Source organism: Streptomyces sp. NPDC048462 (assembly GCF_043200175.1).
Taxonomy (GTDB): Bacteria; Actinomycetota; Actinomycetes; order Streptomycetales; family Streptomycetaceae; genus Streptomyces.
The window spans coordinates 67,432-94,232 of sequence record NZ_JBICXG010000025.1; the positions used below are offsets into that span (position 1 = coordinate 67,432).

Genomic DNA, 26,801 nt, shown 5'->3' on the forward strand with positions numbered 1-26,801 from the left:
CGGCCGTCCCGCATTCCGCTGGGGACGGCACCCGTACGGACCTAGACTGGGGCCTGTGGTGAGCACCGACTGGAAGACCGATCTTCGGCAACGTGGTTACCGGCTGACGCCGCAGCGGCAGCTTGTCCTGGAAGCCGTCGACGCGCTGGAGCACGCGACGCCCGACGACATCCTCTCCGAGGTGCGCCGGACCGCGTCCGGCGTGAACATCTCGACCGTCTACCGGACCCTGGAGCTCCTGGAGGAGCTCGGCCTGGTCAGCCACGCCCATCTGGGCCACGGCGCACCGACGTACCACCTGGCCGACCGCCACCACCACATCCACCTGGTCTGCCGGGACTGCGGAGACGTCATCGAGGCCGATGTCGACGTCGTCGCGGAGTTCACCGAGAAGCTGCGCTCCACCTTCGGGTTCGAGACGGACATGAAGCACTTCGCGATCTTCGGCCGCTGCGCGGACTGCGCGGCGAAGACGGCCGAGCAGTCCGCCGGTCCGGCCTGAGCAGTCCGCCGAATCCGGCCTGGGGCGCCTGGGGCCTCTCGTTTGGATCATGCCGGGCTGATCCAAACGAAAGACCCTGGTCGTACGCTGGTCGCATGAAGAGCCCCCTGCTGTCCCTGCCCGGTGCCGTCCCCGCCGAGGGCCGCGACGAAGGCGTCGCCGCGCACTACGGTGACCTGTTCCGCGAGCAGCGTGCCCTCGCCGACGGCTCCGGCCTCGTCGACCTCTCGCACCGAGGCGTCGTCACCGTCACCGGAAGCGACCGGCTGGCGTGGCTGCACCTGCTGATCACCCAGCACGTCACCGATCTCGCGCCGGGCCAGGCCACCGACTCCCTGATCCTCACGGCGAACGGGCACATCGAGCACGCCATGTACCTCGTCGACGACGGCGAGACCCTGTGGATGCACGTCGAGCCGGGCACCCAGGGCGAGCTCATCGCCTATCTGGACTCGATGAAGTTCTTCTACCGCGTCGAGGTCGCCGACCGCACCGAGGACTTCGCGGTCCTGTACCTGCCGGCCGGTTCCATCGCCCCGGCGCCGGAGGGTGCCGCCGTACGGGAGACGCCCTACGGCCGCGACCTGTTCCTGCCGCGTGGAGGCCTGGAGGCGTACGCGGCGCAGCACGGCCCGGCCGCCGGGGTGCTGGCCTACGAGGCGCTGCGCGTCGAAGGCCACCGCCCGCGCCTCGGTTTCGAGACCGACCACCGCACCATCCCGCACGAGCTGGGCCTGATCGGCAGCGCCGTCCACCTCCAGAAGGGCTGCTACCGGGGCCAGGAGACCGTGGCCCGGGTGCACAACCTGGGCAAGCCGCCCCGCCGCCTGGTCTTCCTGCACCTGGACGGCAGCGAGGTGACGCTCCCCGGGCACGGCACCCCGATCCGCCTCGCGGCGGACGGGGCCGAGGGCCGTCAGCTCGGCTTCATCACCAGCTCCGCCCGCCACCACGAGCTGGGGCCGATCGCCCTGGCCCTGGTGAAGCGGAACGTGCCGGTGGACGCGGAGCTGCTGGCCGGGGAGAACACGGCCGCCGCCCAGGAGACGGTCGTCGAGCCGTAGGGGTTCGCCCCCACCGCCCGGTCGGACGTCGACGGCGCCCCGCTCAGACGTCGACGAGGCCCCGCTCAGACGTCGACGACGAGGGTGAACGGGCCGTGGTTGGTGAGCGAGACCCGCATGTCCGCCCCGAACCGGCCCGTCTCCACCCGTGCCCCCAGCGCCCGCAGCCGCGCCACCACCTCATCGACCAGAGGCTCGGCGGTGTCGCCGGGCGCTGCGGCGTTCCAGGTGGGCCGGCGGCCCTTGCGGGCGTCCCCGTAGAGAGTGAACTGCGAAATCACCAGAAGCGGCGCATTCACGTCGGAGCAGGACTTCTCGCCCTCCAGGATGCGGACCGACCAGAGCTTCCGGGCGAGCTGCGCCGCCTTCTCCGGGGTGTCCCCATGGGTGACTCCGACCAGCACACACAGGCCCTCGCCGATGATTTCGCCGACCACCGCGGGTCCGCTGCCCTCGCCATCGGCGTCGGCCACCGTGACGCTCGCGCCGTCCACCCTCTGTATCACTGCACGCATACAGACCAACCTATCTTGGGCTGAACGGGTACAGAGCACCTCCACCGGCACCCTCCAGGTGGCACGATGCTCGGAGGCGGTGTGCCGACGCACCGGTCGAGGGGATGGACACAAGCATGAGCACCCATGGAACCGGGCACTCCCCGGGCACCGTGCCGGTCACGCGTGCCGGCGTCAACAGCAGTGCGGGTACGAGCACGAGCACGAGCACCATGCGCCCACCTGTACAGCGGACCGGGCAGGGCTCCGACGAGGGTCCGGCCGCACCCCCGCCCGAGCTGGGCGCCCTGCGGCTGCCGGAGCTGCGCACCCTGCGCCGCGACTCGCAGCGCGACGAGGCCGACCTCAGCTATGTGCGGCGGCTGGTCCAGGGGCGCGTCGACATCCTGCGGGCCGAGCTGGCCCGGCGGCGGGACCCCGAGTCGCCCGTGGTGGACCGGCTCTCGGAGATCCTCGCGGACGCCCCGTCGCTGCACCGCTCCTCCGCCCGGCACGTCACGCTGAGCACCCCGCGCAGCGACGAGTACCGGCAGCTGGCGGCCGAGACGCTCGCGGAGGTCGAGCTGTCCGACCTCGACGCCCGGACGGACGAAGAGCTGCACACCGCCATGGGGCGCCTGGTCCGCTACGAGCAGCAGGTCTCCCGGCGCCGCCACCGGCTCCAGCGCACCGCGGACGACTGCAGCGCGGAGATCGCCCGCAGGTACCGTGACGGGGAAGCACAAGTAGACGACCTGCTCGCCTGAGGCAACCCCTCCGGGGGCGGGTCCCGCCCGTCCCCGGAAGGCCACCATGACCTCCAGCGCAGCCCCGTCCACCCGGCCCGACGCCATATCCGACCCGGTGCCCGCCCCACCGGTACTGGCCGAGATCGTGCGGTCCGGTTTCATCGAGGGCCACCATCGCGGATCACTGGTCGTCCTGGCCGCCGACGGCAGCGTGGAGCTGGCCCTGGGCGATCCGGCGGCGCCGGTCTTCCCCCGGTCGTCGAACAAGCCGATGCAGGCCGCGGCCGTGCTGCGGGCCGGGCTCGACCTGTCCGGCGAGCGGCTGGCGCTGGCCGCCGCGAGCCACTCGGGCGAGGACTTCCACCTCGATCTCGTACGCAAGATGCTCGCCGAGCACGGCCTGTCACCCGACGACCTGCAGACCCCGCCCGACCTTCCGCTGGACCCGGTCGAGGCGGAGGCGTATCTCGCCGCGGGCCACGTCCGGGAGCGGATCACCATGAACTGCTCGGGCAAGCACGCGGCGATGCTCGCGGTGTGCCTGCGCAACGGCTGGGACCCGGCCGGCTACCTCGACCCGGCGCACCCGCTCCAGCTCCTCGTCCACCAGGTCGTCGAGGAGGCGGCGGGCGAACCGGTCGCCTCGGTCGGCACGGACGGCTGCGGGGCTCCGCTGATGGCGATCTCGCTGGTGGGCCTCGCACGGGCGTTCCGTACGTTCGTCACGGCGGCACCGGGTACGGCCGAGCGCCGGGTGGCCGACGCGATGCGGGCGCACCCCGAGTACGTGGCGGGCACCCGCCGGCCCGACACCTGGCTGATGCGCGAGCTGCCCGGCACGCTGTCCAAGATGGGCGCGGAGGCGGTCCAGGCGGTGGCCCTCGCGGACGGCAGGGCGCTGGCCTTCAAGATCGACGACGGCTCGACCCGGGCGCTGGGCCCGGTCCTGGCCCGGGCACTCGGCCTGCTCGGGGTGGACGCCCCGGTGGTGTCGCGGATCGGCCGGGCGCCGCTGCTGGGCGGCGCGGCCGAGGTGGGGGAGATCCGGGCGGCGTTCTGACCCGTACCGCCCTCCGCCCCGTCCCGTGCACCCGGAAATGCGGGCGACAACCCGAACAGCCGTGTCTAGCGTGGAGCGTATGAACAGCCTTGAGGCCCGTCCTGTCACCGACTCCGAGTTCGCCGACTGGCTGCGCGCCCTGAACACCGGCTTCCTGCGCGCGCCGACCCCGTCGGACGAGGAGGTGGCGGGGAGGCTGCCCCATATGGATCTGCCGCGCGTCCAGGGGGTGTTCGACGCCGGGAGGTGCGTGGCGACGTTCCGTTCGTTCGCCCAGGAGCTGACGGTCGTCGGCGGCGCGACGGTGCCGGCCGACGCGATCACCAACGTGACCGTGACGCCCACCCACCGCCGCCGGGGGCTGCTCACCCGGATGATGGCGAACGACCTGGCGGCGGCCAGGGAGCGCGGCGACGTGGCCGCCACCCTGATCGCCGCCGAGTACCCGATCTACGGGCGGTACGGCTTCGGCCCCGCCGCCTGGACCACCGAGTGGGAGATCGACGTCCCCCGGGCGGGCCTGGACCCCCGGCTGTCCGGCACGTCCGCGGGGGACGGCGGCCGGATCGACCTGGTCGACGGAGCCGAGGTGCGCAAACTCGGTCCGGCCCTCCACGACCGGCTGCGGGCCCTGCAGCACGGGGCGGTGAGCCGGGGCGAGCGCTGGTGGGACCTGACGACCGGAAACGCGCTCTTCCCCAACGACCCCTGGACCGAGCCGTTCCACGCCGTCCACCGCGACGCCGAGGGCACCGTGGACGGCCTCCTCGTCTACCGCGTCGATGACAACTGGGGCGACGCCAAGCAGCCGGTGAACCGGGCGACGGTGCGCAGCATGATCGCGACGAACCCTGCGGCGGAGCGGGCGCTGTGGCACTTCCTCTGCTCGGTCGACTGGGTCACCACGATCCGCAGCGGCCACCGGGCCCCCGACGACCTGCTCCCGCTGCTCCTCCCGGACCCGCGCGCGGCCCGCGTGGTGACGCACGCGGACTTCCTGTGGGTGCGCGTCCTGGACGTCGTACGCGCGCTGGAGGCCCGCACCTACGCGGTGCCCGGCTCCTCGTCCTGGACGTCCACGACGCCACCGGCCTCACCGCCGGCCGCTTCCACCTGGACGCCTCCCCGTCCGGCGCCACCTGCGTCCCGACCACGCGCAGCGCCGACCTCGCGCTGGACGTCAGGGAGTTGGGGACGCTCTACCTGGGCGACGAGTCGGCCCGGCGGCTGGCGGCACTGGACCGGGTCGAGGAACTGACCCCGGGGGCGGCCGCGTTGGCCGACGTGGTGTTCCGGGCGGGGCGGCGGGCCTGGTGCCCGGATGTGTTCTGACCCTCTGGGGCTGGATGGTGCGCCGCGGTCACCGGGTCCGCACCCCGAACAGCACGCCCGACAGCGCCGTCGCGGTCAGCAGGATCCCGCCGGCCCAGGTCAGCGCGATCCAGGGGGAGTTGCCCACCGTCTGGTCGAGCAGGAGGCCGCGCATGGCCTCGATGGCCGGGGTGACCGGCTGGTGCTCGGCGAAGCCGTGGAGCCAGGCCGGCATCGATTCGACCGGGACGAAGGCGCTGCTCGGGTAGGGCAGGAACAGCATCAGGAAGGTGAACCCGCCGGCCGCCTCCGGGGTTCTGGCGAGCAGGCCGATCGCGGCCGACAGCCAGGACAGCGCGACGATGTACGCGATCAGGACGGCGAGGGCGAGGAGTGCGCCGGTGACGGCGGGGGTGGGGCGGAAGCCGATCAGCAGGGCGATGCCCAGGACCAGGGCGGTGGAGACCAGGTTGCGGGCCGTGCTCGCGGCGACGTGGCCGGCGAGGATCGGGGTGCCGCCGATGTCGAGGGTGCGGAAGCGGTCGATGATGCCGCCCTTCATGTCCTCGCTGACGGCGACCGCGGTGGTGGCGGAGCCGAAGCCGGCGCACAGGAGCAGCACGCCGGGGACGACGTAGGTGACGTAGGCGGTGTGCGGGATCCCGGTGTCGATCGCGCCGCCGAAGAAGTAGACGAAGATCAGCATCAGCATGACCGGCAGCATCAGCGAGGTGACCAGGGCGTCGGTGTTGCGTCTGCTGATGCGCAGTGAACGGCCGGTCATGGTGAGGGCACGGGCGACGGGCGTGAGGACCTCGGCCGGGGGTCGGGCGGTGCGGGTGATGGCGGGCGCTTCAGACATGGGCGGCCGGTACCTCCTTCGGCTTCGTCGCGGTCAGGGCCAGGAACACGTCGTCGAGCGTGGTGCTGTGCAGGGTGAACCGCTCGACCGCGTCGCGGCCCGGGTCCACCTCGTCGAGCAGCGCCCGCACCTGGGCCGCCGAGCCGTCCGTGGGGAGCCCGAGGGTGAGAGTGGCGGGTGAGTGGTGCACGGCGCGGTGGGTGAGCCGCAGGTAGCTCGCGCGGTCGGTCATGACCAGGTCCAGGCGGTGTCCGCCGACGCGTGACTTCAGCGAGTCCGCCGTGCCCTCGGCGACCTTCCGGCCCCGGTCGAGTACGGCGATGCGGTCGGCCAGCCGGTCGGCCTCCTCCAGGTACTGGGTGGTGAGCAGGACCGTGGCGCCCTCGGCGGCGAGGTCGCGGACCACCTGCCAGAGCTCCTGACGGCTGCGCGGGTCGAGGCCGGTCGTCGGCTCGTCCAGGAAGAAGACCTCCGGCTGCGGGCTGCCGACCAGACCGGCCGCCAGGTCGAGCCTGCGCCGCATGCCGCCGGAGTACGTGCGGACGGTGCGGCGGGCGGCCGAGGTGAGGCCGAAGCGTTCGAGGAGTTCGGCGGCCCGGTGGCGTGCGTCCGCCCGGGAGCGGCCGGTGAGCCGGGCCATCATGCGCAGGTTCTCCTCGCCGGTCTGCGTCTCGTCGACGGCGGCGTTCTGCCCGGTGAGGCTGATCGCGCGGCGTACCCGGCCGCGGTCGGCCACGACGTCGTACCCGGCGACGCGGGCCGTGCCGCTGTCAGCCGTGGTGAGCGTGGCCAGGACGCGCACGGCGGTGGTCTTGCCGGCGCCGTTCGGGCCGAGCAGGGCGAAGACGGTGGCGCGGTCGACGCGCAGGTCGATGCCGTCCAGGACGGGCGGTGTGCACGTTCCGTACGACTTCGTCAGGCCGTGGGCCTCGATCATGGCCGCCGGGGCTGGTGGTGTGCGTGTGGTTGGTGGCATGGGTGCGCCTCTCCGTGCACTCTCTGCGTATGACGTACGCGTTACTGTGTAAGGGTTACGCATAACTAGGATGGCCGTCAAGGGAAGGCGGTTTCAGGTGACGGAAGAGAACGGTTCGCCGGGCGGTACGGGCCTGCCGGCCAGCATCGAGGCCGCCTGGGGGCTGCGGTCCCGCCCGGTGAAGGGGCCCAAACCCGGGCTGAGCCTGGAGCGCATCGTGGACGCGGCGGTGGCGGTGGCGGCGTCCGAGGGGCTCGGCGGGGTGTCGATGGGCCGGGTCGCCAAGGACCTGGGCGCCTCGACGATGTCGCTCTACCGGTACGTGGCCGCCAAGGACGAGCTCTACGTGCTGATGCAGGAGGCGGCCATGGGCCCGCCGCCCCCGCTGCCCGCACTCGACGAGGGGGCCGGCTGGCGGGAGGCGCTCTCGCAGTGGGCCTGGGCGCAGCGTCGGGTCTACCACCGCAACCTCTGGATGCTCCGCATCCCCATCGCGGGACCGCCCGCGAGCCCGCACTCCGTGGCCTGGTGGGAACAGGGCCTCCAAGCGCTCGGGAGCAGCGGCCTGGGGCCGGGCGACGCGGTCTCCGTCATCCTTCTGGTCAGCGGTTTCGTGCGGAACGAGGCGCTGCTGATGGGCGACCTGGACGCCGCCGTCGAGGCGCGCGGCGTACCCGCGCAGGAGGTCATGGAGGGCTACGCCCGCACGCTGACCCGGCTCGTCGACCCCGAACGCCACCCCGCGCTCTCCCGGCTGATGGCCACCGACGTGATGTGGGTCCCGGACGAGCCCGACTACGAGTTCCGCTTCGGCCTCGGACGGGTGCTGGACGGGATCGAGGCGCTGATCCGCGAACGGGAGCGGGACGCGGCGACGGAGGGCGCGGGGAGGGGCGGCGGCGAAGGCGGCGAAGGCCGGAACCGGTAGTGGCGGACATCAGGTCCGGCTGAGGTCGAGGGCGTACTCTGCATGGTCATGAGCGGAGAGACGCCCAGGTCGGGCGCGGCGGACGAGGACGCGCCCTGTGGGCCGAGCGCGCCGATGAGCCTGCGCGAGCGGAAGAAGCAGCTGACGTACCAGGCTGTCTCCGACGCCGCGATCGCCATGTTCCTGGAGCGCGGCTTCGACAGGGTCTCGGTGGCCGAGGTCGCGGCCGCCGCGGACATCTCCAAGCCGACGCTGTTCCGGTACTTCCCCTCCAAGGAGGACCTGGCGCTGCACAGGTTCGCCGATCACGAGGACGAGTCGGCCAGGGTGGTCGCCGCCCGCGCGGACGGTGAATCCCCGCTGGACGCGCTGCGGCGCCACTTCCTGGAAGGCCTGGAGCGCCGGGACCCGGTCACCGGTCTGTGCGACGTGCCCGCGGTGCTGGCGTTCCACCGGATGCTGTACGGCACGCCGTCCCTGGTGGCCAGGCTCTACGCGTACCAGGGCCGCTCCGAGGCGGCCCTCGCCCGTGCGCTGGGGGACGGGGTGCCCGGCCGGCTGGCGGCGGGCCAGATCATCGCGGTGCTGCGCATCCTGGCCCTGGACAACTGGCGCCGGATCAGCGAGGGGCAGAGCGCGGACGAGGTGTACGGGGACGCGGTCGAGGCGGCCGAGCTGGGGTTCGCGCAGCTGCGCTCGGGGCTCGGGCCGGGGCCGGACAGCCCTTAGCCGCTGTCCTCTAGCGGCTGTCCTCGGCGGCGTGCTGTACCGCCTCGGCTATCTCCCGTACCCGGTCGAACGTGATGCCGTTTCGCTGTTCCAGGGCCAGCGGATGGTCGGTGGGCTCCAGCTCGATGAGCGGGCGCCGGCCGATCGCGCGGGTGTGCGCGTTGGTCCTGAGGCTGGTCGTACGGGGGGAGTAGAGCCCCAGCTCGGTGGTCAGCCAGCCGAAGTATGGCTTCTCGGACTCCCGGCCCGGGGTCTCCCACACATCGAGGGCGCGGCCGAAGTTCTCCCGGCTCAGTGACACCCAGACGCCCCAGGAGAACGGTTCCTGGCTGCCCGCCACGGGTATCTCGATCAGGCCCTTGATGAAGTAGTGCTCGTGCCTGACGATGCACTGGTCCGTCGAGAGCATGCTGTCGGGATCGCTCTCCAGGCTCGCGTCCCAGACATCGGGTGCCATGGTCGAGTACCCCATCGGGAGTTCCGTGTGGTGTCCGCCGCAGCGGGAGCAGGTGTAGCCGGGGTCGGGTGCCATGGGCGGGATCCTAGAGCCTTTCGTTCATGCCGCCTCCTGCCCCGGCTGCGGAGCCCGGCCGTCAGCCGCGGGGCGGGCGGCGGGCCGCGTCCGGCCGAGGACCGTGAGCGCGACGACGAAGGCGGCGGTGAGCAGCCCGCCGCCGACCGCGAACGCGAGGTGGTAGCCGCCGGTCAGTGCCTCGGCCCGGCCGCTGCCACCGGCGAGCAGGGTGTCGGTGCGGGAGGCGGCCAGGGTGGAGAGGACGGCGACACCCGCCGCCATGCCGATCTGCTGGGTGGTGTTGAACAGCCCGGACACGAGCCCGGCGTCCTCCTCGCCCGCCCCCGACATGCCCAGCGAGGTCAGCGCCGGGAGTGCGAGGCCGAAGCCCGCGGCGAGGAACATCAGCGGAAGCAGATCGGTGGCGTAGTGCCCGTGGGCGGGCAGCCGGGTGAGCAGGCCGAGCAGCGCGATCAGCAGGGCGAGTCCCAGGAGCAGTACGTTGCGGTCGCCGAACCGCGCGCTCAGCCGCGCCGAGACGCCGAGTGACACGGCTCCGATGGCGGCGGCGGCGGGCAGCATCGCGAGACCGGTGGCGGCGGCCCCGTGGCCGAGTACCCGCTGGAGGTAGAGCGCGACCAGGATCTGGAACGAGAACAGCGCGGCGACCATGAGCATCTGCACCAGGTTGGCGCCCGAGACGCTCCGCGAGCGGAGTACGCGCAGCGGCAGCAACGGTGTCCGGGCGGTGGTCTGCCGGACGACGAACGCGGCGAGCAGGACCAGCGCGAGCGCCCCGAGGCCGAGCGTGTGCGCCGACAGCCAGCCGTACGCCCCGGCCTCCACGACGGAGTAGATGCCCAGCATCACCCCCGAGGTGACCAGGACGGCGCCGATGACATCGGCCCCGGCGCCGAGCCCGGGGCCTCGGTCGGCGGGCAGGACGCGCACCGCGACGAGGAGCGTCGCGATCCCGATCGGCAGGTTGATGAGGAAGATCCAGTGCCAGCCGACGGCGTCGGTGAGGACCCCGCCGAGCACCTGGCCGATCGACGCGCCCGCCGCTCCGGTGAAGCTGAACACCGCGATGGCTCTGGTGCGTTCGCGGCTCTCGGTGAACATCGTGACGAGGATGCCCAGGCCGACCGCGGAGGCCATGGCGCTGCCGGCGCCCTGGAGGAAGCGGGCGGTGATCAGCAGGGCGGGGGAGCCGGCCGCGCCCGCCAGCACCGAGGAGGCGGTGAAGACGGCGGTGCCGGCCAGGAACATCCGCCGGCGGCCGATGAGATCGCCGAGCCGGCCGGCGAGCAGCAACAGGCCGCCGAAGGCGATCAGGTAGGCGTTCACGACCCAGCTGAGGCCGGCGGGCGACAGCCCGAGGTCGTTCTGGACGGCGGGCATGGCCACGGTCACGATCGAGCCGTCCAGCACGGTCATCAGCAGGCCCGTGGCGATCACGCCGAGGGCGAGTCCGCGCGTTCGGGCGGTGGCGGGTGGGGCGGCCGGTAGGGAGGCGGTCGCGGAGGACGGTGCGGGGGCAGACATGAGGCTCTCCTGTCGGTCGGTCGACAAGAGAGACGTTAGCAGATGGTTTTGTTGCGGACTATTTCTTTCGGTTCTGTTTTCGGTTCTGTTCTCGGCTGCGAGGAGACGGGTCCGGCCCGGCTACTTCTTGCTCTGGCGGGCTCGGCGGGCCGCCCCGGGGGTCTCGGCCGGAGTGGAGAGCCGGTCGCCCGTCAGCTGCTCCAGGGCGCGCAGCAGCGCCTCCCGGTCACCGCGCGCCAGGCCGGTCAGGGCGTCCCGATGCACCCGGTCCACGATCTCCTGGCTCTGTCCGGCGAGCGTCGCGCCCTTCTCGGTGACGGCGATGATCCGTGCCCGGCGATCCCTGCCGGAGGGCCGGCGCTCGGCCAGCCCCGCGTTCTCCAGGGCGTCCACCGTCACCACCATCGTGGTCTTGTCCATGTCGCCGATCTCGGCGAGCTGGATCTGGGTGCGCTCCTCCTCCAGGGCGTGGACCAGGACGCAGTGCATCCGCGCCGTGAGCCCGATCTCGGCGAGGGCCGCCGACATCTGGGTCCGCAGGACGTGGCTGGTGTGGTCCAGGAGGTAGGAGAGGTCCGGAGCGGTGCTGGTGGGTGCCATGGCGGTCATGTCCGCCAGCGTAACAATTCGGTCTGTGGTGGATTGTCCGCAACCGGACTTTCTGGGGAGGTGCTCCCTGAGCGGCCGGCGGCTCCTGGCGGGTGCTCCCCGGGGCGGCCCGGAATTATTGGCTGGCTGATCGGTTTCCGCCCCGGCAGAGTTGCCGTATGACCCACGCCGAAGCCGCCTTCCTGCCCGGTCTGGAGCTCTCCCGGATCCTCTACGAGGAGGCGGTGCGGCCGGTCCTGGACACCGCCTTCCCCGGACTGTCCTACGCCGCCGCGCGGATCGGGCCGGGCTCCGAGGTGCTCGGCTTCGACACGGCCCGGTCGGCCGACCACGACTGGGGCCCCCGGCTGGACCTCTTCCTCACGGCGCCGGACCTCGCGGCCCACGGCGACGCGATCCGGCGGCTCCTGGCGGACCGGCTCCCGAAGGAGATCCGCGGCTGGCCCACCCACTTCCGCCCGGCCGGTGACCCGCTCGACCCGGTCGGGCACATGGAGGCGACCGACGGGCCGGTCAACCACCGTGTGGCCACGCACGACATCGCCGGCCGGCTGACCAGGGAGACCGGCTTCGACGCGTCGGCCGCCGAACCGGGCGTACGGGACTGGCTCGCGATGCCCCAGCAGTGGCTCGCCGGGATCACCGGCGGTGCGGTGTTCCACGACGGCCCCGGCCTCCTCACCACCGCGCGGCGGCTGGCCTGGTACCCCGAACAGGTGTGGCGGTATCTGCTGGCCTGCCAGTGGCAGCGGATCTCCCAGGAGGAGGCCTTCGTCGGGCGCTGCGCCGAGGTCGGCGACGAGCTCGGCTCGGCCGTCGTCGCGGGCCGGCTGGTGCGCGACCTGATGCGCCTCGCTCTGCTCCTGGAGCGGCGGTACGCGCCGTACGGCAAATGGCTCGGCAGCGCGTTCGCCCAACTGGATTCGGCGGAAGGCCTGTTGCCGTCCCTGCGCGGCGCGCTGGCGGCGACCGGCCACCCGGAACGTGAAGAGCACCTCTGCGCCGCGTACCGGGCGGTCGCGATCCGCCAGAACGAGAGCGGCCTCGTCGATCCGGTGGACCCGTCCCCGCGCCCGTACCACGGCAGGCCGTTCCTGGTCCTGCACGCCGAACGCTTCGCCCGCCCGCTCGCCGCCTCGGTCACCGACCCGGAACTGTGCGGCCGGCCGCTGACCGGGTCCGTGGACCAATGGGCGGACAGCACCGACCTGTTGATGAGTGAAGGCGGCGACGCGCTCCGGGCGGCGGAGGCGGCCGTGGCCGGTTGGTGACGACCGCCTCGTCAGCCCCGAACCGGTCGCGTGAACCGGTCGCGCTGGATGCGGTGGGCGAGGGCGCGGCGCGCGGAGGCCGGACCGGCGGGGGCGGCGGCCTTGCCGGACGGCAGGTCGAGGCCGCGGCTGATCTCGTCGTACGCGCGCCGGTGCGCCTGGAGTGGTTCCCCCGCGTCCCCGCCGGCGGCGGACGGCTCCCCGGCGTTCCGCCGCAGATCCTCCTCCACGAGCCGCCGCAGCTCGTCGGTGTTCTCCGGGGTGAACCGTTTCCTGCCCCGGGTGAGGGCGATGACGTATGGGGTGCAGCGGGCGGTGTCTTCGTACGTCTCGGAGATGTCCTCGGCCAGCGCCCACAGGCGTCCTTCGAGCCAGGCCGTGTCGCCCTGTTCGAGGGTGAGGTCCAGCGGCGGTCCGGGGTCGGTGGAGCGGTACTTGGCCACCTGCTTGGACACGGCGGGCTGGCTCATGCCGGTGAGCCGGGCGATACGTTCCTGGGTCCAGCCGAAGCCGACGAAGACCTTGATCATCTCGGTACGGAGCCGGCGCATCTCCTCGCCCGCGCGGATGACGTCGTTCATCCCCGCGAGCATCCGCGCGGCCTGGGCCTCGGTCAGCGCCTCGGTCGGCGTCGCCGAGCTCCCGGGGCTCCCGGCCGTCGGTCGCGTGTCTTTCTCTCCACCTGCCACAACCAAGTTATATACCCCGATCCATCACCCATAACCAGGTTGTATAACCAGGTTATGGGTGACATGATCGCTCCTATGCCCACCTTTCCCGCATCCGACGGCACCCTTCTCGCCTACCGCGTGCACGGGCACGGCGACCCGCTCCTCTGTGTTCCGGGAGGCCCTGCGGACTCCCGTTACCTGGGCGAACTCGGCGGCCTGGCCGCACACCGCCGCCTGATCGTCCCGGACCTGCGCGGCACCGGACGGTCGGCGGTCCCCGCGGACGTCTCCTCCTACCGGTGCGACCGACTCGTCGACGACGTCGAGGCGCTGCGCGAACACCTCGGCCTCCCCCGGGCCGACCTCCTCGCCCACTCGGCCGGTACGAACATCGCGACGCTCTACGCGGCCCGGTTCCCGCGGCGCGTCGGCCGGCTCGCCCTGATCACCCCCAGCACCCGGGCCGTCGGCATCGAGATCACCGGGCGGGAGCGCCGGGAGCTCGCGGCGCTCCGGAAGGGCGAGCCGTGGTACCCGGAAGCGATCACCGCGCTGGAGGCGATCACCCGGGGCGCGGACGGTGACCGGGAGGCGGTGGCCCCGTTCTTCTACGGCCGCTGGGACGCGGCGGCGCGGGAACACTCCGCGGCGAGCCGGCCGCAGAACCCGGAGGCCGTCGCCGGCTTCGGGGCCGAGGGCGCCTTCGACCCCGAAGCCACCCGTGCGGCGATCGCCGGCTTCGGGCCCCCGGTCCTGCTGCTCGCCGGGGAGTTCGACCTGAACAGCCCCCCTTCGGCGGTGGCCGGGTTCGCCGCGCTGTTCCCCGACGCGGAGCTCGTCGTGCAGCCGGGGGCCGGGCACTATCCGTGGCTGGACGACGCCGACCGGTTCACCTCGGCGGTCGGGGCGTTCCTGGGGTGAGCGGGGTGGACGGGGTGAGCGGGGTGGGCGGGGCTCCCCGGCCGAGGAGTTCGGCGACCCGGATGAAGCCGTCGGCGCCGTGTCCGTCGGCGATGGCCCGCCGCGCGAGTCCCCCGGCCGCGCGCATCACGCCCGCGTCGATGCCGTGGGCCTCGGAGGTGTGGGCGATGTGAGCCATCGAGGATGCCGCCGAGGTGAGCGGGTTGTCGTCGCCGGAGAAGTCCCCGTCGTCCAGCGCCCGCGCGTACTGCTCGAAGATCGGTGGCAGGATCGCGGCGATCCCCTGGGTGAACGGGGCGAGTTCGCCTGCCGTGACCCCTTCCGCCCGCGCCACCGCCAGGGCGTGCGCGAAGCCGCTCATGGCGGTCCAGAAGACGTCCAGCAGCGCGATGTCGTACGCGGCCGCCCGGCCGATCTCCTCGCTCAGATGCGTGTGGCTGCCGCCCAGCACGTCCAGCACCGGCCGGTGCTCCCGGTAGAGCTCCGCCGGACCGCTGTGGAGGAACACCGCGGCCGGCGTCCCGATGGTGGTGGTCGGCGTCATGATCGCGCCGTCCAGGTAGCGGATGCCGTGCCGGGAGGCCCACTGCGCGGTGGACCGGGCCCGGTCGGGGGTGTCGGCGCTCAGGTTCACGACCGTGCGGCCCTTGGCCGCGGCGGTGACCGCATCGCCGCGCAGGACGGCGTCGGCCGCGTCGTAGTTCACGACGCACACCACGGTCAGCGGGCTCGCGGCGACCGCGTCGCCGGCCGATGGGGCGCCGGTCGCACCGCGTTCGAGCAGCTCGCGGTCCCGCCCCGGCGTCCGGTTCCAGACCGTGGTCCGCAGACCCGCGTCCAGGAAGGCACGGGCCAGACAACGGCCCATCGGCCCCAGGCCGAGCACGGTGACGGCAGACTGTCCGGAGGATGTGGACGAGGACGAGGACGTGGACGACGACGTGGACATGGTTCAACTCCATTGCTCATTGGATACGTTGACGAAGGCGGTGGACGGACCGAGATGACGCGCAGCCGTGCGAAGGACCTGAATGTCTGCGGAGTGACGGCCGCGATCGCGGTGATCGACGGCAAGTGGAAGACCGCCCTGCTCTGGCTGCTGGAGTCGGGGCCGTGCCGCCCGGGGGAGCTGCGGCGGCAGCTGCCGGGGCTCAGCGAGAAGGTGCTGACGCAGGCGCTGCGCGAGATGGCGGACGACGCGCTGGTGCACCGGGAGGTGTACGACGAGCTGCCGCTCCGGACCGAGTACTCGCTGACCCCGTTCGGGCGGGAACTGTCCGAGACGCTGGCGCCGCTGTCCGACTGGGGACACCGCCGCCTGGACCGGCTGACCGGTTCCGCCCCGGCGTCCTGACCGGGCGCGCGCCCCCTCCTCCCGAATCCCCCTTCCTGCCAGGTGTGTTGCGCCGCCGCCTTCCGTATCCAGGTTCGCCCCGGCGGGTTCGGCTGCCAAGTACCCACAAAAAGGTGGGTACGAGCGATGCTTGTGGCATGGAGCTGTCTACTGCGTTCACGGAATTGCTCGGTGTACGGCACCCGATCGCGCTGGCGCCGATGGGCGGGTCGGCCGGTGGTGCGCTGGCGGCGGCCGTCTCGCGCGGCGGCGGGCTCGGCATGCTGGGCGCCGGGATGGGCGACCGGGACTGGCTGGCGCGCGAACTGCCGCTCATGGCGGACGTCGAGGAGCCGTGGGGCGTCGGCTTCCTCAGCTGGGCGGTGGACGCCGGCGGGGTCGGGCGGGCGCTGGAGTACGGGCCCCGGGCGGTGATGCTGTCGTTCGGGGATCCGGGTCCGTTCACCGAACGGGTCCGTGAGGCGGGTGCCGTGCTGATCATCCAGGTCACGGACCTGGAGGAGGCCCGGCAGGCGGTGGACCTGGGCGCCGACGTCATCGTGGCGCAGGGCACCGAGAGCGGTGGGCACGGGGCCCGGCACGGGCGGTCCACGCTGCCGTTCGTGCCGGTCGTGGTGGACCTGGCGGGGCCCGTACCGGTGCTCGCGGCCGGGGGGATCGCCGACGGCCGAGGGGTGGCCGCGGCCCTGGCCCTGGGCGCTGCGGGGGCGCTCGTCGGGACCCGGTTCCAGGCCACGGCGGAGGCCCTCACCGATGCCTCGGCCACCGAGGCGATCGTGCGGGGGCGCGGCCAGGACACCGAGCGCAGCCGCGTCCTGGACATCGCCCGGGGGTCCCGGTGGCCGGCGAAGTACACGGCTCGTACCCTCGGGCACCCCTACCTCGACCGGTGGCGGGGCCGGGAGGCGGAACTCGCGGCGGACCCCGGGGCCCGGCAGCAGTATCAGGCCGACGTGGCGGACGGCGAGGTGCCGCCCGCGCCGGTCTGGGCGGGTGAGGACGTCGACCTGATCACCGACGTGCCGCCCGCGGCCGAAGTCGTCGCCGCGCTGGCGGCCGGGGCCGTCCGGGCGCTGCGGCGGGCGGGAAGCGGAATCGGTTCCGGGCGCGAGGGCTCGCGGGGGTTGTGATGCCCGACGTGATCGTGGTCGGCGGGGGCCCGACCGGTTCGATGCCGGCCGCGGAACTGCGGCTGCACGGCGTGCGCGTGGGTACCGGGTCGGCCGGGTGCTGCTGGCCGGCGACGCCGCGCACATCCACCCGCCCAACGGTGGTCAGGGGCTCAACCTCGGGGTGCAGGACGCCTTCAACCTCGGCTGGAAGCTGGCCGCCTCGGTCAACGGCTGGGCGCCGGAGGGGCTGCTGGACAGTTACCACGCCGAACGGCACCCGGTGGGCGCCCAGGTGCTCGCCAACACGCTTGCGCAGAGCACGCTGCTGGGCACCGACCCGGGGGCGGCCGCACTGCGGGAGCTGTTCGGGAAGCTGATGGACTTCGACCAGGTCAACGCGTACGTCACCGGGATGATCACCGCGGTCGGGGTCCGTTACGACTTCGGCGAGGGCCACGAACTGCTCGGCCGCCGGATGCGGGACGTGGAACTGCGGCGCGGACGCCTCTACTCACTGCTGCACGAGGGCTGCGGGCTGCTGCTCGACCGGACCGGTGCTCTCTCGGTGGCGGGCTGGGCGGACCGCGTCGACCATGTCGTCGACGACGGCGGGGAGGTGGACGTCCCCGCGGTGCTGCTGCGGCCGGACGGCCATGTGGCGTGGGCCGGCGAGGACCAGCGGGAGCTGCTCGGGGTGCTGCCCAGGTGGTTCGGCGCGGCGGCCGGCTGAGGGTGCGGGCCGGGCGTTCCGGCCGCGTCACTCACCGACCTTGCGCACGTGTGATGTCGCCGCCGTGACCGGCCGGCCGCTCCGGTCCAGAACGCGGAGGCGGGGCACGTCCCGCCCGTCGCCGTCGAGCAGGACGGAGTGGTCCTCGCCGGGCGCGAAGGCGTGGCGCTCGCCCCACTGCCTGAGCGCGACGACGGCGGTGAACAGCTCCTGGCCGGCGTCGGTGAGCCGGTAGGTGTGGCGCTTGGCCCCTGGCGGAGTGCTCGTGGCCAGGACGCCGTGCGCGGTGAGCTTGCGGAGCCGGTCGCTGAGGATGTTGCGGGCGACGCCGAGGCGGTCGCGGAAGTCGGTGAACGACGCCGCGCCGTCCATCGCGTCCCGGACGATGAGCAGGCTCCAGCGGTCGCCCACGAGATCGACCGCGCGCGCGACCGGACACGCCGGATCGGTCCAGTCCTGGCCGGTCCGGTCCTGGTCGGCTCGGTGCTTCTCGTCCCGGTCCTGCTCGGTCGGTACCGCGTCCGTCATCGGACCCTCCCTCGCATGAGTTGCAGATTGAAACCATTGTGCCTCACGCCGTGACGTCTTACTCTCGATTGGTTTCATATCAAAACCAATCGAGAGGTGGACGGGATGCCGTCAACGATGACGAACGGTCAGCGATTCGTCCTGGCTGCGGTGTGCGCGGTGGCGGTGTCCACGATCTACGCCATCCAGCCGGTGCTGGCGTCCGCGGGCAGCGACCTCGGACTTGCCGGGCCGGCGCTGGGGCGGCTGGTCGCCGCCGGCCAGCTCGGCTACTTCGCCGGGCTCGTCCTGCTGGTGCCCCTCGGGGACGTATTCGACCGGCGCAGGCTGATCGTCGGGCACCTGCTCCTCACCGGTACGGGAGCGGCGATCACGTCCCTCGCGCCGGGCGCGGCGACCGCCGGGGCCGGTCTGGCGCTCGCGGGCCTGTTCGCGGTGGTCGTGCAGATCACGGTCGCCTACGTCGCGGCCACCTCGCCCGCGGGGGAGCGCGGCCGCAACATCGGCACGGTCACCTCGGGCGTGGTGCTCGGGATCCTCGGCGTCCGCCTGCTCGCGGGCGTACTCGGCGACAGCCTGGGGTGGCGGGCCGTCTACGCCGTACTCGCCGCGCTCTGCCTCGCGCTCGCCCTGCTCGCACACGTGACCCTGCACCCCGACACCCGTCCGGCGCGGGCCCGTTACCGGGACGTCCTGGCCGGTGCGGGGCGTCTCGTCGCCACCGACCGGCTCCTCCTCGGCCGAGGGCTGATCGCGTTCTTCCTCTTCGCGTCCTTCGGCACGCTGTGGAGCGGACTGGCCCTGCCGCTGGGGGCCGCTCCGTGGCACTTCGGTACGGCGGTCATCGGACTGTTCGGCCTGGCCGGCCTGATCGGCGCGGTGGCCGCCGCACGCGCGGGCGTCTGGGCCGACGCGGGGCGCGCCCAGGCGGTCACCGGCTGGTCGCTGGCGCTGCTGGCCGTGTCCTGGGCCCTCACCGCCAGGACGGCCCCGAGCCTGTGGCCCCTCATCACGGGCGTCGTGCTGCTCGACTTCGCCGTCCAGGCCGTGCACGTGAGCAACCAGCACCTCCTCACCGCCGCGCACCCCGAACGCTCCAGCACCGTCATCGGCGCCTACATGGCCTTCTACTCGCTCGGCTCCGCCCTCGGTGCCACCACCACGACCTGGGCCTACGCCGCCGCGGGCTGGCAGGCCTCCTGCCTGCTCGGCGCCGCCTACGCCCTCGCCGCCCTGGCCGTGTGGGCAGCGGCCCGGCGGCTCCCGGACCGGCCGGGCCCCGGCCCCCTGCACGACGTGGGCAAAGGGCTGGCCCGGTGACGTGCGGAGAGTCAGGATCAGGCGATGAGACATGCCCACGAGGACGCCGAGCTGCGGGCCCTGGTACGCCGCTACGTCACGCCGGAGCGGCGCTACCTGAAACTCGGCGGCAGCGTGCTGCGTCTGGACGGCCCCGAGTACGACCGTTTCGTGCGGGCTCTCGGGGAGGACGCGGGACTCGTCACCCCGCACGAGATCGACACGCTCCTGGAGGGGGGATGGCGCGAGCGGAGGACCGCCGCATGGCTCATCGCGGTCTCCGGCCGGACCGAATTCCGTGAGCGCCTGGGGGAACTCCTGCTGGCCAGTGAGGTCTGCTGCGTGGGACCGGCGTACTGCGTGGCCTTGGCCCGCCTCGGCACACCGCGTGACGCCGAGCTGCTCGCGGTCTACCTCGACCGCTACCTCCGCCGTCCCGACCTCGGCTACGACCAGCCCGTGGTCATGGGCGCCCTCGTGTTCACCGGCCTGAACCTGGGGGCCGACCATGCCGCACCGTTCCGGGCCCCGGGCGGCCTGTGGCACGAGTGGCTCGAAGCGGCACCCCACGTGCGGCCCGGCACGGACCCCGCCGGATACGTGAGCCTGATCCGCCGGCTCTGCGCCTTCGCCGACGAATGCGCCGGACCGCGATGACCGCAGCCCTCATGACCGTCCTGTCCGACGGTGGCCACACGCATCGCTCGGGAAACGGCCAGGACGCGCCGGAGGGCGGTGCCACCGGTCGAGCCGGTGGCACCGCCTTCCACCTACGCTCCGCGCGGCGACTGTCGCGCCGGTCGGGGCCGACAGGCAGGCCGGCTTCGCCGGGACCGGTGTCCCGTCCCGCGCGATCCGGGCCCTGGCGTATGAATACTGACTGACGTCCCGGATGACCCGGTCCGCATCCGGTGTTCTCAACCAGACGAAGGCGGCGCGGGATTGACCATGCACGATGACCAGGCGGACGTGAACACCGAGATCGTCGCGGCCTTGATCCGGGAACAGTTCCCTCGGTGGAGCGGGAAGCCGATCCGGCGGGTGGCGTCGACCGGGACGGTCAACGCCATCTTCCGTATCGGGAACGACCTCTCCGCGCGTTTCCCACTGCGTCCGGCCGATGCTGCCGAGGCGCTGGCGGTTCTGGAACAGGAAGCCCGGGCGAGCGCGGAGCTGGCCCAAGTGTCCAGGTTCCCCACCCCGGAGCCGGTCGCCCTGGGAGAGCCCGGGGCGGGTTACCCCATGCCGTGGGCGGTCCAGACATGGCTGCCGGGAACGGTCGCCTTCGATGCCGACCCGAGCGGATCGGACGCTTTCGCCAGGGATCTCGCGTCCTTCGTCGCAGCCCTGCGGGGCGCCGGGACGCGGGGGCGTCGTTTCGGAGGCGAGGGCCGTGGCGGAGTGCTCGACCACCACGATGACTGGATGGCGAGGTGCTTCGAGGAGAGTGAGGGGCTTCTCGACGTGCCCCGGCTGCGCCGGGCGTGGAGTCACTTCCGGGAGTTGCCCCGCACCGGCGCCGACGTGATGAGTCACGGTGACCTGATTCCCGGCAACGTACTGGTATCGGGGGACCGGCTCGGCGGCGTACTCGACACCGGCGGCTTCGGCCCGGCCGACCCGGCGCTGGATCTGGTCAGCGCCTGGCACCTGTTGCGGCCGGGACCGAGGGCGGTGCTCCGGCGGGCACTGGCCTGTGACGACCTGGAGTGGGAGCGCGGCAAGGCCTGGGCGTTCCAGCAGGCGATGGGTGTCGTCTGGTACTACGTCGAGAGCAATCCGACGATGAGCCGCATGGGGCGCCGGACACTCGACCGCATTCTGGATTCGATGGAGTGAGACCGCCCTCCGGCCGAGTGCCCGTACCCGTACCCGTGCCGGTGCCCGTGCCCCGCGAGCGTCGGCCCAGCACCGGGTCGTCCGTGGTGCTGCGATGTGGAAAGCCCCGAACCCGCCCTCACCGCTTCGGATCTGCACCTGGTGATGTGCTGTGTGCTGTGCACCTTTACCTGTACGCCGTGCTGAGCTGCACTGTTGATGGGGAGTCGAACCCCCGCGTTGCTCTTCACGCGCCAGGAGTGGGCCGGAAACCGCCGGCCCTCGGTCAGTGCACGCCTCCGAAGCCGCTACCTGCTCCACATCGCCCCCTGCCGGACTGCTCAGTCCAGCAGATCCACCTCCCAGTTCGTACGCTGGATCCGCACATCGACCTCGCGGATCTCCCGCGCGAGAACATCCGCCTGACCGCGCAGTTCCGCTACCGGAAGCGCGGAGAGCATCATCAGCTCGGACCGGAGCTGCCGGCCGTATCCCCGCTCGCCGCTGCCTGCCGCCGCGTCCGCCGCAGCAGTGACCAGGGAGTGACGCAACCGGAGGATATCCCGGCGTGCGAGTGCGTCGGTGAGCGTGCCGTCGGGACTCACCTCCACGGTGGCATTGGTCCGGTTGATCCGTCGGATCAACGTTTCCAGAGCGCTCAGCACATCACCGGCCTCGGCCAGCAACCGGGCGGCGTCCTCGGCGGGCGACTCCCCCTCCTGGTACCGCGCACTGCTGACGACCCGCGCTCGCAACTGTTCTACCCGGCGCGTCGCTTCCGCACGTTCCGCCAGTGCCTCGGCAAGCTTCACCGTCTCCACCTCCCCCTCCGTGAGCTCGCACGAGTATAGGAGGGCGAACCGGCTCATACGCACTGGATTTCGATCCACAGGAGCCCTGGCCGGCCACTGGAACGAGAGCGGACAGCGGGGCTCCGCCGGGCCACAGGCCCGTACGAGTGGTTCGGAACACTTTTGCAAGCGGCTGCTTGCAAAAGTTAGCGCCGAGGGTCCACCATCGGGGCATGGCATCACTCAACGTCGGCAGTCTCGGCGAGTACCTGCGTGAGCAGCGGCGCACCGCGCAGCTGTCGCTGCGGCAGCTCGCCGATGCCGCCGGGGTGTCCAATCCCTATCTCAGCCAGATCGAGCGCGGGCTGCGCAAGCCCAGTGCCGAGGTGCTGCAGCAGGTCGCCAAGGCGCTGCGGATCTCCGCCGAGACGCTCTACGTACGGGCCGGGATCCTGGACGAGCGGGAGCGGGACGAGCTGGAGACGCGGGCGGTGATCCTGGCCGATCCGTCGATCAACGAGCGGCAGAAGAGCGTGCTGCTGCAGATCTACGCCTCCTTCCGCAAGGAGAACGGGTTCGAGGACGGGCCCGGGGACGAGGAGGGGAGTGCGTCCGGTTCGGATGCGCCCTTCAATGCCGACGGCAGTGCTGCCGATACAGCTTCAAAGCCTTCAAAACCCTCACACTGAGTCTGATGATCCGGGAGGACCACAGTCATGGCCATCACCGATGACCTGCGCAAGACCCTCACCGACCCGACCCCCCTCTACTTCGCCGCCGGTACGGCCGATCTCGCCGTGCAGCAGGCGCGCAAGGTTCCGGCGCTGATCGAGCAGCTGCGGGCCGAGGCGCCGGAGCGCATCGAGGCCGTGCGCAACACCGACCCCAAGGTCGTGCAGGAGAAGGTGACCGGGCAGGCCAAGGAGGCGCAGGCCAGCTTCCAGGCCAGGGTCACCGAGGTGATCGGGGCGTTCGACACCGATCTGAAGAAGCTGGGCGAGAGCGCCCAGGACCTGGCGCTGCGCAGCGTGGGTGTGGCCGCCGAGTACGCGGTCCGGGCCCGTGAGACGTACGAGAAGGTCGCCGAGCGCGGCGAGCAGACCGTGCGCACCTGGCGCGGTGAGACCGCCGAGGAGATCGTCGAGATCGCCGTCGTCGTCGAGCCGCGCAAGGAGTCCAAGCCGCAGGCCAAGCCGGGCGTTGGGGCGGAGGCCGGGACCAAGGCCGCGCCGAAGCCGGTCGCCAAGACCGCACCGGTGGCCAAGCCCGCACCCGCCGCCAAGCCCGCGCCCGCCGCCAGGGCCGTCAAGGCGGAGGCCAAGCCCGCGCCCGCGGCCGGCAAGAAGGCGCCGGCGCGCAAGCCGGCCGCCAAGAAGACCACGCCGCCCACCGCCAAGTAGCTCGACCGGCACGACGGCCGGCAGCAGTGCCGACGGGAGTGCCGGGAGGACGACCGGGCACCTTTCGGGGTGTCCCGGCCGTTGTCCCGGTACCTTGGCCGCGAGGCGCTCACCCACGTACTAGGCGGTGCACATCATGTTGCTCGAAGGCTTCAACTCAATCCTCGGGCTGATCTACACGGCGATGCTCGTCCTCGCCGTCGTCGCCCTGATCATGGCGGCGGTCGTCCGCGAGGACGCCTACCGGGCTGCCGACAAGAAGACCAAGCCCTTCTGGCTGATCATTCTCGGCATCACGGTGGTGGTGAACCTCTGGGTTCCGATGCTCTTCATCCAGCTCGCCGGACTGGTCGCGACCATCGTGTTCTTCGTGGACGTGCGGCCGGCGCTCAAGGCCGTCACGGGCGGCGGCAACCGCCGCGGCGGTTCCAGCAGCGACGGCCCGTACGGGCCCTACAACGGTGGTCGTTGAGCGCCTGCGGCTGACACCTGACCGGGGCGGGGGCGCGGAAAGCTCCGGCCCCGGTCGACGTGGTGCGCCCGGCGGCGCTCGGCGTCCTCGTCGCGGTCGAGCAGCAGCACCGCGACGTCGTCGGTCAGTTCGCCGCCGTTCAGCTCACGGACCTGGGTGACGGCGGCCTCGAGCAGTGCCTCGCCGGTCAGGCCCTCCGCCAGCTGGCGGTTGATCATCGCGACCATCCCGTCCTGCCCGAGGCGCTGGGTGCCGGTGCCGATCCGGCCCTCGATGAGCCCGTCCGTGTACATCATCAGGCTCCAGGAGCCGCCCAGTTCCACCTGTCGGCGCGGCCACCGGGCGCGCGGCAGCAGGCCGAGCGCCGGGCCGCCGTCCTGGTACGGGAGCAGATGCGCCGCCCGGCCCTGGCGGGCGATCAGCGGTGCCGGGTGGCCCGCCAGGCAGAGGCCGGCCCGGCGGCCGTCGGGGGCGATGTCGACCGTGCAGAGGGTCGCGAAGATCTCCTCGCTCTCCCGTTCGTGCTCCAGGACCTGCTGGAGCGTGGAGAGCAACTCGTCGCCGCAGAGACCGGCCAGGGTCAGCGCCCGCCACGCGATGCGCAGCTCCACGCCGAGCGCGGCCTCGTCCGGACCGTGCCCGCAGACGTCGCCGATCATCACGTGGACCGTGCCGTCGGGCGTACGGACCGTGTCGTAGAAGTCCCCGCCGAGCAGCGCACGGCTGCGGCCGGGGCGGTAGCGGGCGGCGAAGTGCAGATCGGAGCCGTCGAGCAGCGGGGTGGGGAGCAGACCGCGTTCCAGGCGGGCGTTCTCCTGGGCCCGCAGCCGGGACTCGGTGAGCTGGTGCTGCGCGACGTCGGCGCGCTTGCGTTCGACGGCGTAGCGGATGGCGCGGCTGAGCAGCCTGCCGTCGAGCTCGTCGCGGAAGAGGTAGTCCTGCGCCCCCACCCGTACCGCCTCGGCGGCCAGCTCGGCGTCCTCCTGGGCCGTGAGGGCCATGACGGCGTGCCGGGGCGCGATCCGCAGCACGTGCTTGAGGGTGGCCAGCCCGTCCGCCTCCTCGCCGGGGGCGGTACGCGCCTCGCTGCCGGCCGGCAGGGCCAGGTCCAGCAGGATGCAGTCCACGTCGTCGGTGAGGAGCCGGCCCGCCTCGGTGAGGTTGCGGGCGGTGCGGATACGGACCCGGGTGCCTGCCGCTGCGGGCAGTTCCGGGACGGTGAGCGTGCCCGCCGGGTCGTCCTCGATCACCAGGAGGGTGAGGTCGGCGCCATAGCTGCTCTCCGCAGCGGGAGCGGAACGCTGCTGCGGTACGGGTACGGGCATCGAAATCGGGTTTCCTTCCCTCCCCCCGAGGGCGCGGCGGAGCGACGATCGACGACCCGCCAGACGGGGACGATAGCGGTACGGGATGTGGGAACGGAATGGCGCCCGACGCGTGTCCGCCGTTCCGGGAACGGCCTTAAGCCGCGGAAGGACGCAGATCCGGCGGGATGCGGCGGGGGTGCGGCCCATTCCGGTGCATGACAAAGGTCACGTGCTGCGGCGGGCGCCGGGTGGCGCGGGTCACGGCTGCGGCGCGGCGGGCGGAGCGGGCCCGCCGACGACGACGAAATCCGTACGTTCTGCGCCATCCGGCCACTCCCGGCGGGCCTTAAGTGTCCCTTGAGGCTCTCTTAAGGTTGCCGGGCCGGGCGGCTGCCCGGCGCCCGCTGGCCTTACGCGTCCGCCGCCGTTGCGCGCCCGGTGGCCTTACGCGTCCGCCGCCGTTCGGCCGGCTTATTCGTCCGGGCGTACGACTCCGAGGATCTCCATCGATCCCGCCCCCGTGATCGTGACGTCGCGGCCCGGACGCGGGGCGTGCACGATCGCGCCGTCGCCGATGTACATCCCGACGTGCGTGGCGTCGCCGAAGTAGATGACCAGGTCGCCGGGGCGCATGTCCTTGACGGCGATGTGCGGCAGCTGCCGCCACTGCTCCTGCGAGGTGCGCGGGACCGGGTGGCCGGCCGCCGCCCACGCCTGAGACGTCAGCCCCGAGCAGTCGAACGACGCGGGACCCTCGGCGCCCCATTCGTACGGCTTGCCGATCTGCGAGGTCGCGAAGGCCACCGCCTTCTTGCCGCTCGCGCTCGCCTCCCGGTTGATCTCCTTCAGCGCGCCGGAACTCAGCCAGGCCGTCTGCGACTTGTACTCCGCCTGCTGTTCGAGCTCAAGGAGCCTGGCCCGCTCCTTCTTCTCCAGCTGGGACTCCAGCTTCTTCGCCGCCGCGATCTGCTCGTTGATCTTCTTCTTGGCCTTGGCCTGCTTGACGCGATTGGCTTCGAGCTTGGTCCAGTTGGTGCTCGCGTCCTGGGTGTACGTCTCCAGGTCCTCCTGGGTCCTGTTCAGTTCGCCCAGAACACCCTTGGCGGCCTGCTGGCCCTGGCGGGCCCGGCTGACTCCGTCCAGGAAGAGCCGCGGGTCGCCGCTGAGCATCAGCTGCGCGCCGGGCGGCAGTCCGGCGTTGCGGTACTGCTCACGGGCCTGGGCGCCCGCCCTGCTCTTGAGGTCGGCGATCTTCGCCTGGCCCTCGACTATGGCCTGCGCCAGCTTGACGATCTCGCCCGACTGCTTCTTGGACTGCTCCTCGGCGAGGTTGTACGCGTCCGTCGCCGCCCCCGCCTTGCGGTAGAGGGCGTCGATCTCCGCGCGCACTTCTTCGAGGCTCTTCTTCGTGGACGGACCGGATGCGCCGGACGGACCGGATGCGCCGGACTCCCCGGGCTTCGTCGGCTGTTCCGGCGCGGGGGGCGCGGGCGTGGCGAAGGCCTGGACCGGTGCGGCCAGTACGGCCAGCGCGCAGACCAGTGTGATCGCCGCGGCGGCACTGTGGCGTCGGTTCACGAGCTCCCCCTCCGGACAGACCCGAACGGATCTGATTTACCGTCAGTAACTTATGGCACCGACGAGATCGTGCCATGCCGTACCGAAAAGCAACAGAGGCTCACACATCTCCGGCAGGTCCCGGCCGGTCACCGATGCCGCAGCCGTGTTCTCCCCCACCGCTCCCCGTATCTGGGACGAACGGTGAGGGGCCGACGTTCCCGTCG

At 72.3% G+C, this 26,801-nt stretch carries 28 protein-coding genes and 2 pseudogenes; 18 read left to right on the forward strand and 12 right to left on the reverse strand.

All coding sequences use genetic code 11. The features are described from left to right. Positions 1-55 precede the first annotated feature (55 nt). Positions 56-502, forward strand: coding sequence for a Fur family transcriptional regulator (locus tag ACGFU6_RS31210; protein ID WP_393615809.1), 447 nt, complete (start codon positions 56-58; stop codon positions 500-502). Continuing rightward, positions 499-1,566, forward strand: a complete 1,068-nt coding sequence (locus tag ACGFU6_RS31215) for a YgfZ/GcvT domain-containing protein (RefSeq protein ID WP_393615868.1) — start codon at positions 499-501, stop codon at positions 1,564-1,566. Before ACGFU6_RS31210 ends, ACGFU6_RS31215 begins: the two co-directional genes overlap by 4 nt. Positions 1,567-1,631: 65 nt before the next feature. Here ACGFU6_RS31215 and dtd read toward each other — a convergent pair whose 3' ends face one another. Next, complete coding sequence (dtd, locus tag ACGFU6_RS31220) at positions 1,632-2,081, reverse strand: D-aminoacyl-tRNA deacylase (protein WP_393615811.1); 450 nt, start codon at positions 2,079-2,081, stop codon at positions 1,632-1,634. 116 nt (positions 2,082-2,197) lie between these two features. Here dtd and ACGFU6_RS31225 point away from each other — a divergent pair, with 116 nt between their 5' ends. The 3 genes and pseudogenes from ACGFU6_RS31225 (at position 2,198) to ACGFU6_RS31235 (ending at position 5,201) form a co-directional block, all read left to right on the forward strand. Continuing rightward, positions 2,198-2,827 carry an ABC transporter substrate-binding protein gene (locus ACGFU6_RS31225; RefSeq protein WP_393615812.1) on the forward strand — a complete coding sequence of 210 codons (630 nt, stop codon included), beginning with the start codon at positions 2,198-2,200 and terminating at the stop codon, positions 2,825-2,827. Between the two features lie 46 nt (positions 2,828-2,873). Then, positions 2,874-3,869 carry an asparaginase gene (locus ACGFU6_RS31230; RefSeq protein WP_393615813.1) on the forward strand — a complete coding sequence of 332 codons (996 nt, stop codon included), beginning with the start codon at positions 2,874-2,876 and terminating at the stop codon, positions 3,867-3,869. Between the two features lie 79 nt (positions 3,870-3,948). After that, positions 3,949-5,201 (forward strand): annotated as a pseudogene (locus ACGFU6_RS31235) (GNAT family N-acetyltransferase). Positions 5,202-5,229: 28 nt separating this feature from the next. On the opposite strand, the gene ACGFU6_RS31240 reads toward ACGFU6_RS31235, so the two are convergent. Next, on the reverse strand, positions 5,230-6,042 hold the full coding sequence (locus tag ACGFU6_RS31240) for an ABC transporter permease (protein ID WP_393615815.1): 813 nt from the start codon (positions 6,040-6,042) through the stop codon (positions 5,230-5,232). Further along, positions 6,035-7,018, reverse strand: coding sequence for an ATP-binding cassette domain-containing protein (locus ACGFU6_RS31245; RefSeq protein WP_393615816.1), 984 nt, complete (start codon positions 7,016-7,018; stop codon positions 6,035-6,037). Before ACGFU6_RS31245 ends, ACGFU6_RS31240 begins: the two co-directional genes overlap by 8 nt. Positions 7,019-7,088: 70 nt before the next feature. Here ACGFU6_RS31245 and ACGFU6_RS31250 point away from each other — a divergent pair, with 70 nt between their 5' ends. Then, positions 7,089-7,946: a TetR/AcrR family transcriptional regulator gene (locus ACGFU6_RS31250; protein WP_393615817.1), complete on the forward strand. Its 858-nt coding sequence runs from the start codon at positions 7,089-7,091 to the stop codon at positions 7,944-7,946. Positions 7,947-7,988: 42 nt separating this feature from the next. Continuing rightward, positions 7,989-8,675, forward strand: coding sequence for a TetR/AcrR family transcriptional regulator (locus ACGFU6_RS31255; protein WP_393615818.1), 687 nt, complete (start codon positions 7,989-7,991; stop codon positions 8,673-8,675). A 10-nt stretch (positions 8,676-8,685) separates the two neighbouring features. On the opposite strand, the gene ACGFU6_RS31260 is transcribed toward ACGFU6_RS31255, so the two are convergent. From ACGFU6_RS31260 to ACGFU6_RS31270, 3 genes are all read right to left on the reverse strand, one after another. Then, positions 8,686-9,207, reverse strand: coding sequence for a DUF2199 domain-containing protein (locus ACGFU6_RS31260; RefSeq protein WP_393615819.1), 522 nt, complete (start codon positions 9,205-9,207; stop codon positions 8,686-8,688). A gap of 24 nt (positions 9,208-9,231) precedes the next feature. Continuing rightward, the gene (locus ACGFU6_RS31265; protein WP_393615821.1) at positions 9,232-10,734 is read right to left on the reverse strand and encodes an MFS transporter; all 1,503 of its coding nucleotides are present in this window, start codon (positions 10,732-10,734) and stop codon (positions 9,232-9,234) included. Positions 10,735-10,854: 120 nt separating this feature from the next. After that, positions 10,855-11,343, reverse strand: coding sequence for a MarR family winged helix-turn-helix transcriptional regulator (locus ACGFU6_RS31270; protein WP_393615823.1), 489 nt, complete (start codon positions 11,341-11,343; stop codon positions 10,855-10,857). A gap of 158 nt (positions 11,344-11,501) precedes the next feature. Between ACGFU6_RS31270 and ACGFU6_RS31275 the strand changes: the two genes are divergently transcribed. Next, the gene (locus ACGFU6_RS31275; RefSeq protein WP_393615824.1) at positions 11,502-12,614 is read left to right on the forward strand and encodes a DUF4037 domain-containing protein; all 1,113 of its coding nucleotides are present in this window, start codon (positions 11,502-11,504) and stop codon (positions 12,612-12,614) included. Positions 12,615-12,625: 11 nt separating this feature from the next. Here the strand turns inward: ACGFU6_RS31275 and ACGFU6_RS31280 are convergent, their stop codons facing one another. Beyond that, the gene (locus ACGFU6_RS31280) at positions 12,626-13,195 is read right to left on the reverse strand and encodes a sigma-70 family RNA polymerase sigma factor (protein WP_393615826.1); all 570 of its coding nucleotides are present in this window, start codon (positions 13,193-13,195) and stop codon (positions 12,626-12,628) included. A gap of 183 nt (positions 13,196-13,378) precedes the next feature. On the opposite strand from ACGFU6_RS31280, the gene ACGFU6_RS31285 reads away from it, so the two are divergent. Next, positions 13,379-14,206, forward strand: a complete 828-nt coding sequence (locus ACGFU6_RS31285; protein WP_393615828.1) for an alpha/beta fold hydrolase — start codon at positions 13,379-13,381, stop codon at positions 14,204-14,206. Here the strand turns inward: ACGFU6_RS31285 and ACGFU6_RS31290 are convergent. Then, positions 14,175-15,155 (reverse strand): NAD(P)-dependent oxidoreductase, encoded by a 981-nt coding sequence (locus tag ACGFU6_RS31290; protein WP_393615830.1) that lies wholly within the window; start codon positions 15,153-15,155, stop codon positions 14,175-14,177. The genes ACGFU6_RS31285 and ACGFU6_RS31290 overlap by 32 nt on opposite strands. A gap of 54 nt (positions 15,156-15,209) precedes the next feature. On the opposite strand from ACGFU6_RS31290, the gene ACGFU6_RS31295 reads away from it, so the two are divergent. From ACGFU6_RS31295 to ACGFU6_RS31305, 3 genes and pseudogenes are all read left to right on the forward strand, one after another. Next, positions 15,210-15,560: a winged helix-turn-helix transcriptional regulator gene (locus ACGFU6_RS31295; protein WP_393615832.1), complete on the forward strand. Its 351-nt coding sequence runs from the start codon at positions 15,210-15,212 to the stop codon at positions 15,558-15,560. A gap of 137 nt (positions 15,561-15,697) precedes the next feature. Further along, positions 15,698-16,690, forward strand: a complete 993-nt coding sequence (locus ACGFU6_RS31300) for a nitronate monooxygenase (protein ID WP_393615834.1) — start codon at positions 15,698-15,700, stop codon at positions 16,688-16,690. 61 nt (positions 16,691-16,751) lie between these two features. Next, positions 16,752-17,402, forward strand: a pseudogene (locus ACGFU6_RS31305) (FAD-dependent monooxygenase); the annotation flags it as partial. A 27-nt stretch (positions 17,403-17,429) separates the two neighbouring features. On the opposite strand, the gene ACGFU6_RS31310 reads toward ACGFU6_RS31305, so the two are convergent. Continuing rightward, complete coding sequence (locus ACGFU6_RS31310; protein ID WP_393615836.1) at positions 17,430-17,930, reverse strand: winged helix-turn-helix transcriptional regulator; 501 nt, start codon at positions 17,928-17,930, stop codon at positions 17,430-17,432. A gap of 105 nt (positions 17,931-18,035) precedes the next feature. Between ACGFU6_RS31310 and ACGFU6_RS31315 the strand changes: the two genes are divergently transcribed. The 3 genes from ACGFU6_RS31315 (at position 18,036) to ACGFU6_RS31325 (ending at position 21,068) form a co-directional block, all read left to right on the forward strand. After that, positions 18,036-19,250 (forward strand): MFS transporter, encoded by a 1,215-nt coding sequence (locus tag ACGFU6_RS31315; protein WP_393615838.1) that lies wholly within the window; start codon positions 18,036-18,038, stop codon positions 19,248-19,250. A gap of 24 nt (positions 19,251-19,274) precedes the next feature. Further along, entirely contained in the window at positions 19,275-19,886 is a 612-nt protein-coding gene (locus ACGFU6_RS31320; protein ID WP_393615840.1) for a DUF6000 family protein, read from the forward strand. A gap of 291 nt (positions 19,887-20,177) precedes the next feature. After that, entirely contained in the window at positions 20,178-21,068 is an 891-nt protein-coding gene (locus tag ACGFU6_RS31325; protein WP_393615842.1) for an aminoglycoside phosphotransferase family protein, read from the forward strand. Between the two features lie 320 nt (positions 21,069-21,388). On the opposite strand, the gene ACGFU6_RS31330 is transcribed toward ACGFU6_RS31325, so the two are convergent. Further along, a complete protein-coding gene (locus tag ACGFU6_RS31330; RefSeq protein ID WP_393615870.1) occupies positions 21,389-21,859 on the reverse strand; it encodes a DIP1984 family protein in 471 nt (156 codons plus the stop codon). A gap of 212 nt (positions 21,860-22,071) precedes the next feature. On the opposite strand from ACGFU6_RS31330, the gene ACGFU6_RS31335 reads away from it, so the two are divergent. The 3 genes from ACGFU6_RS31335 to ACGFU6_RS31345 all read left to right on the forward strand — a co-directional run bounded on the left by ACGFU6_RS31335 (position 22,072) and on the right by ACGFU6_RS31345 (position 23,710). Next, complete coding sequence (locus tag ACGFU6_RS31335) at positions 22,072-22,527, forward strand: helix-turn-helix domain-containing protein (protein ID WP_393615844.1); 456 nt, start codon at positions 22,072-22,074, stop codon at positions 22,525-22,527. Positions 22,528-22,554: 27 nt separating this feature from the next. Continuing rightward, positions 22,555-23,238, forward strand: coding sequence for a hypothetical protein (locus tag ACGFU6_RS31340; RefSeq protein WP_393615846.1), 684 nt, complete (start codon positions 22,555-22,557; stop codon positions 23,236-23,238). A gap of 136 nt (positions 23,239-23,374) precedes the next feature. Then, positions 23,375-23,710 (forward strand): DUF2516 family protein, encoded by a 336-nt coding sequence (locus ACGFU6_RS31345; RefSeq protein ID WP_123527654.1) that lies wholly within the window; start codon positions 23,375-23,377, stop codon positions 23,708-23,710. Here ACGFU6_RS31345 and ACGFU6_RS31350 read toward each other — a convergent pair. Both ACGFU6_RS31350 and ACGFU6_RS31355 read right to left on the reverse strand, forming a co-directional pair. After that, a complete protein-coding gene (locus ACGFU6_RS31350; RefSeq protein ID WP_393615848.1) occupies positions 23,692-25,035 on the reverse strand; it encodes a PP2C family protein-serine/threonine phosphatase in 1,344 nt (447 codons plus the stop codon). The genes ACGFU6_RS31345 and ACGFU6_RS31350 overlap by 19 nt on opposite strands. A gap of 453 nt (positions 25,036-25,488) precedes the next feature. After that, the gene (locus ACGFU6_RS31355) at positions 25,489-26,595 is read right to left on the reverse strand and encodes an NlpC/P60 family protein (RefSeq protein WP_393615850.1); all 1,107 of its coding nucleotides are present in this window, start codon (positions 26,593-26,595) and stop codon (positions 25,489-25,491) included. Between the last annotated feature and the right edge of the window lie 206 nt (positions 26,596-26,801).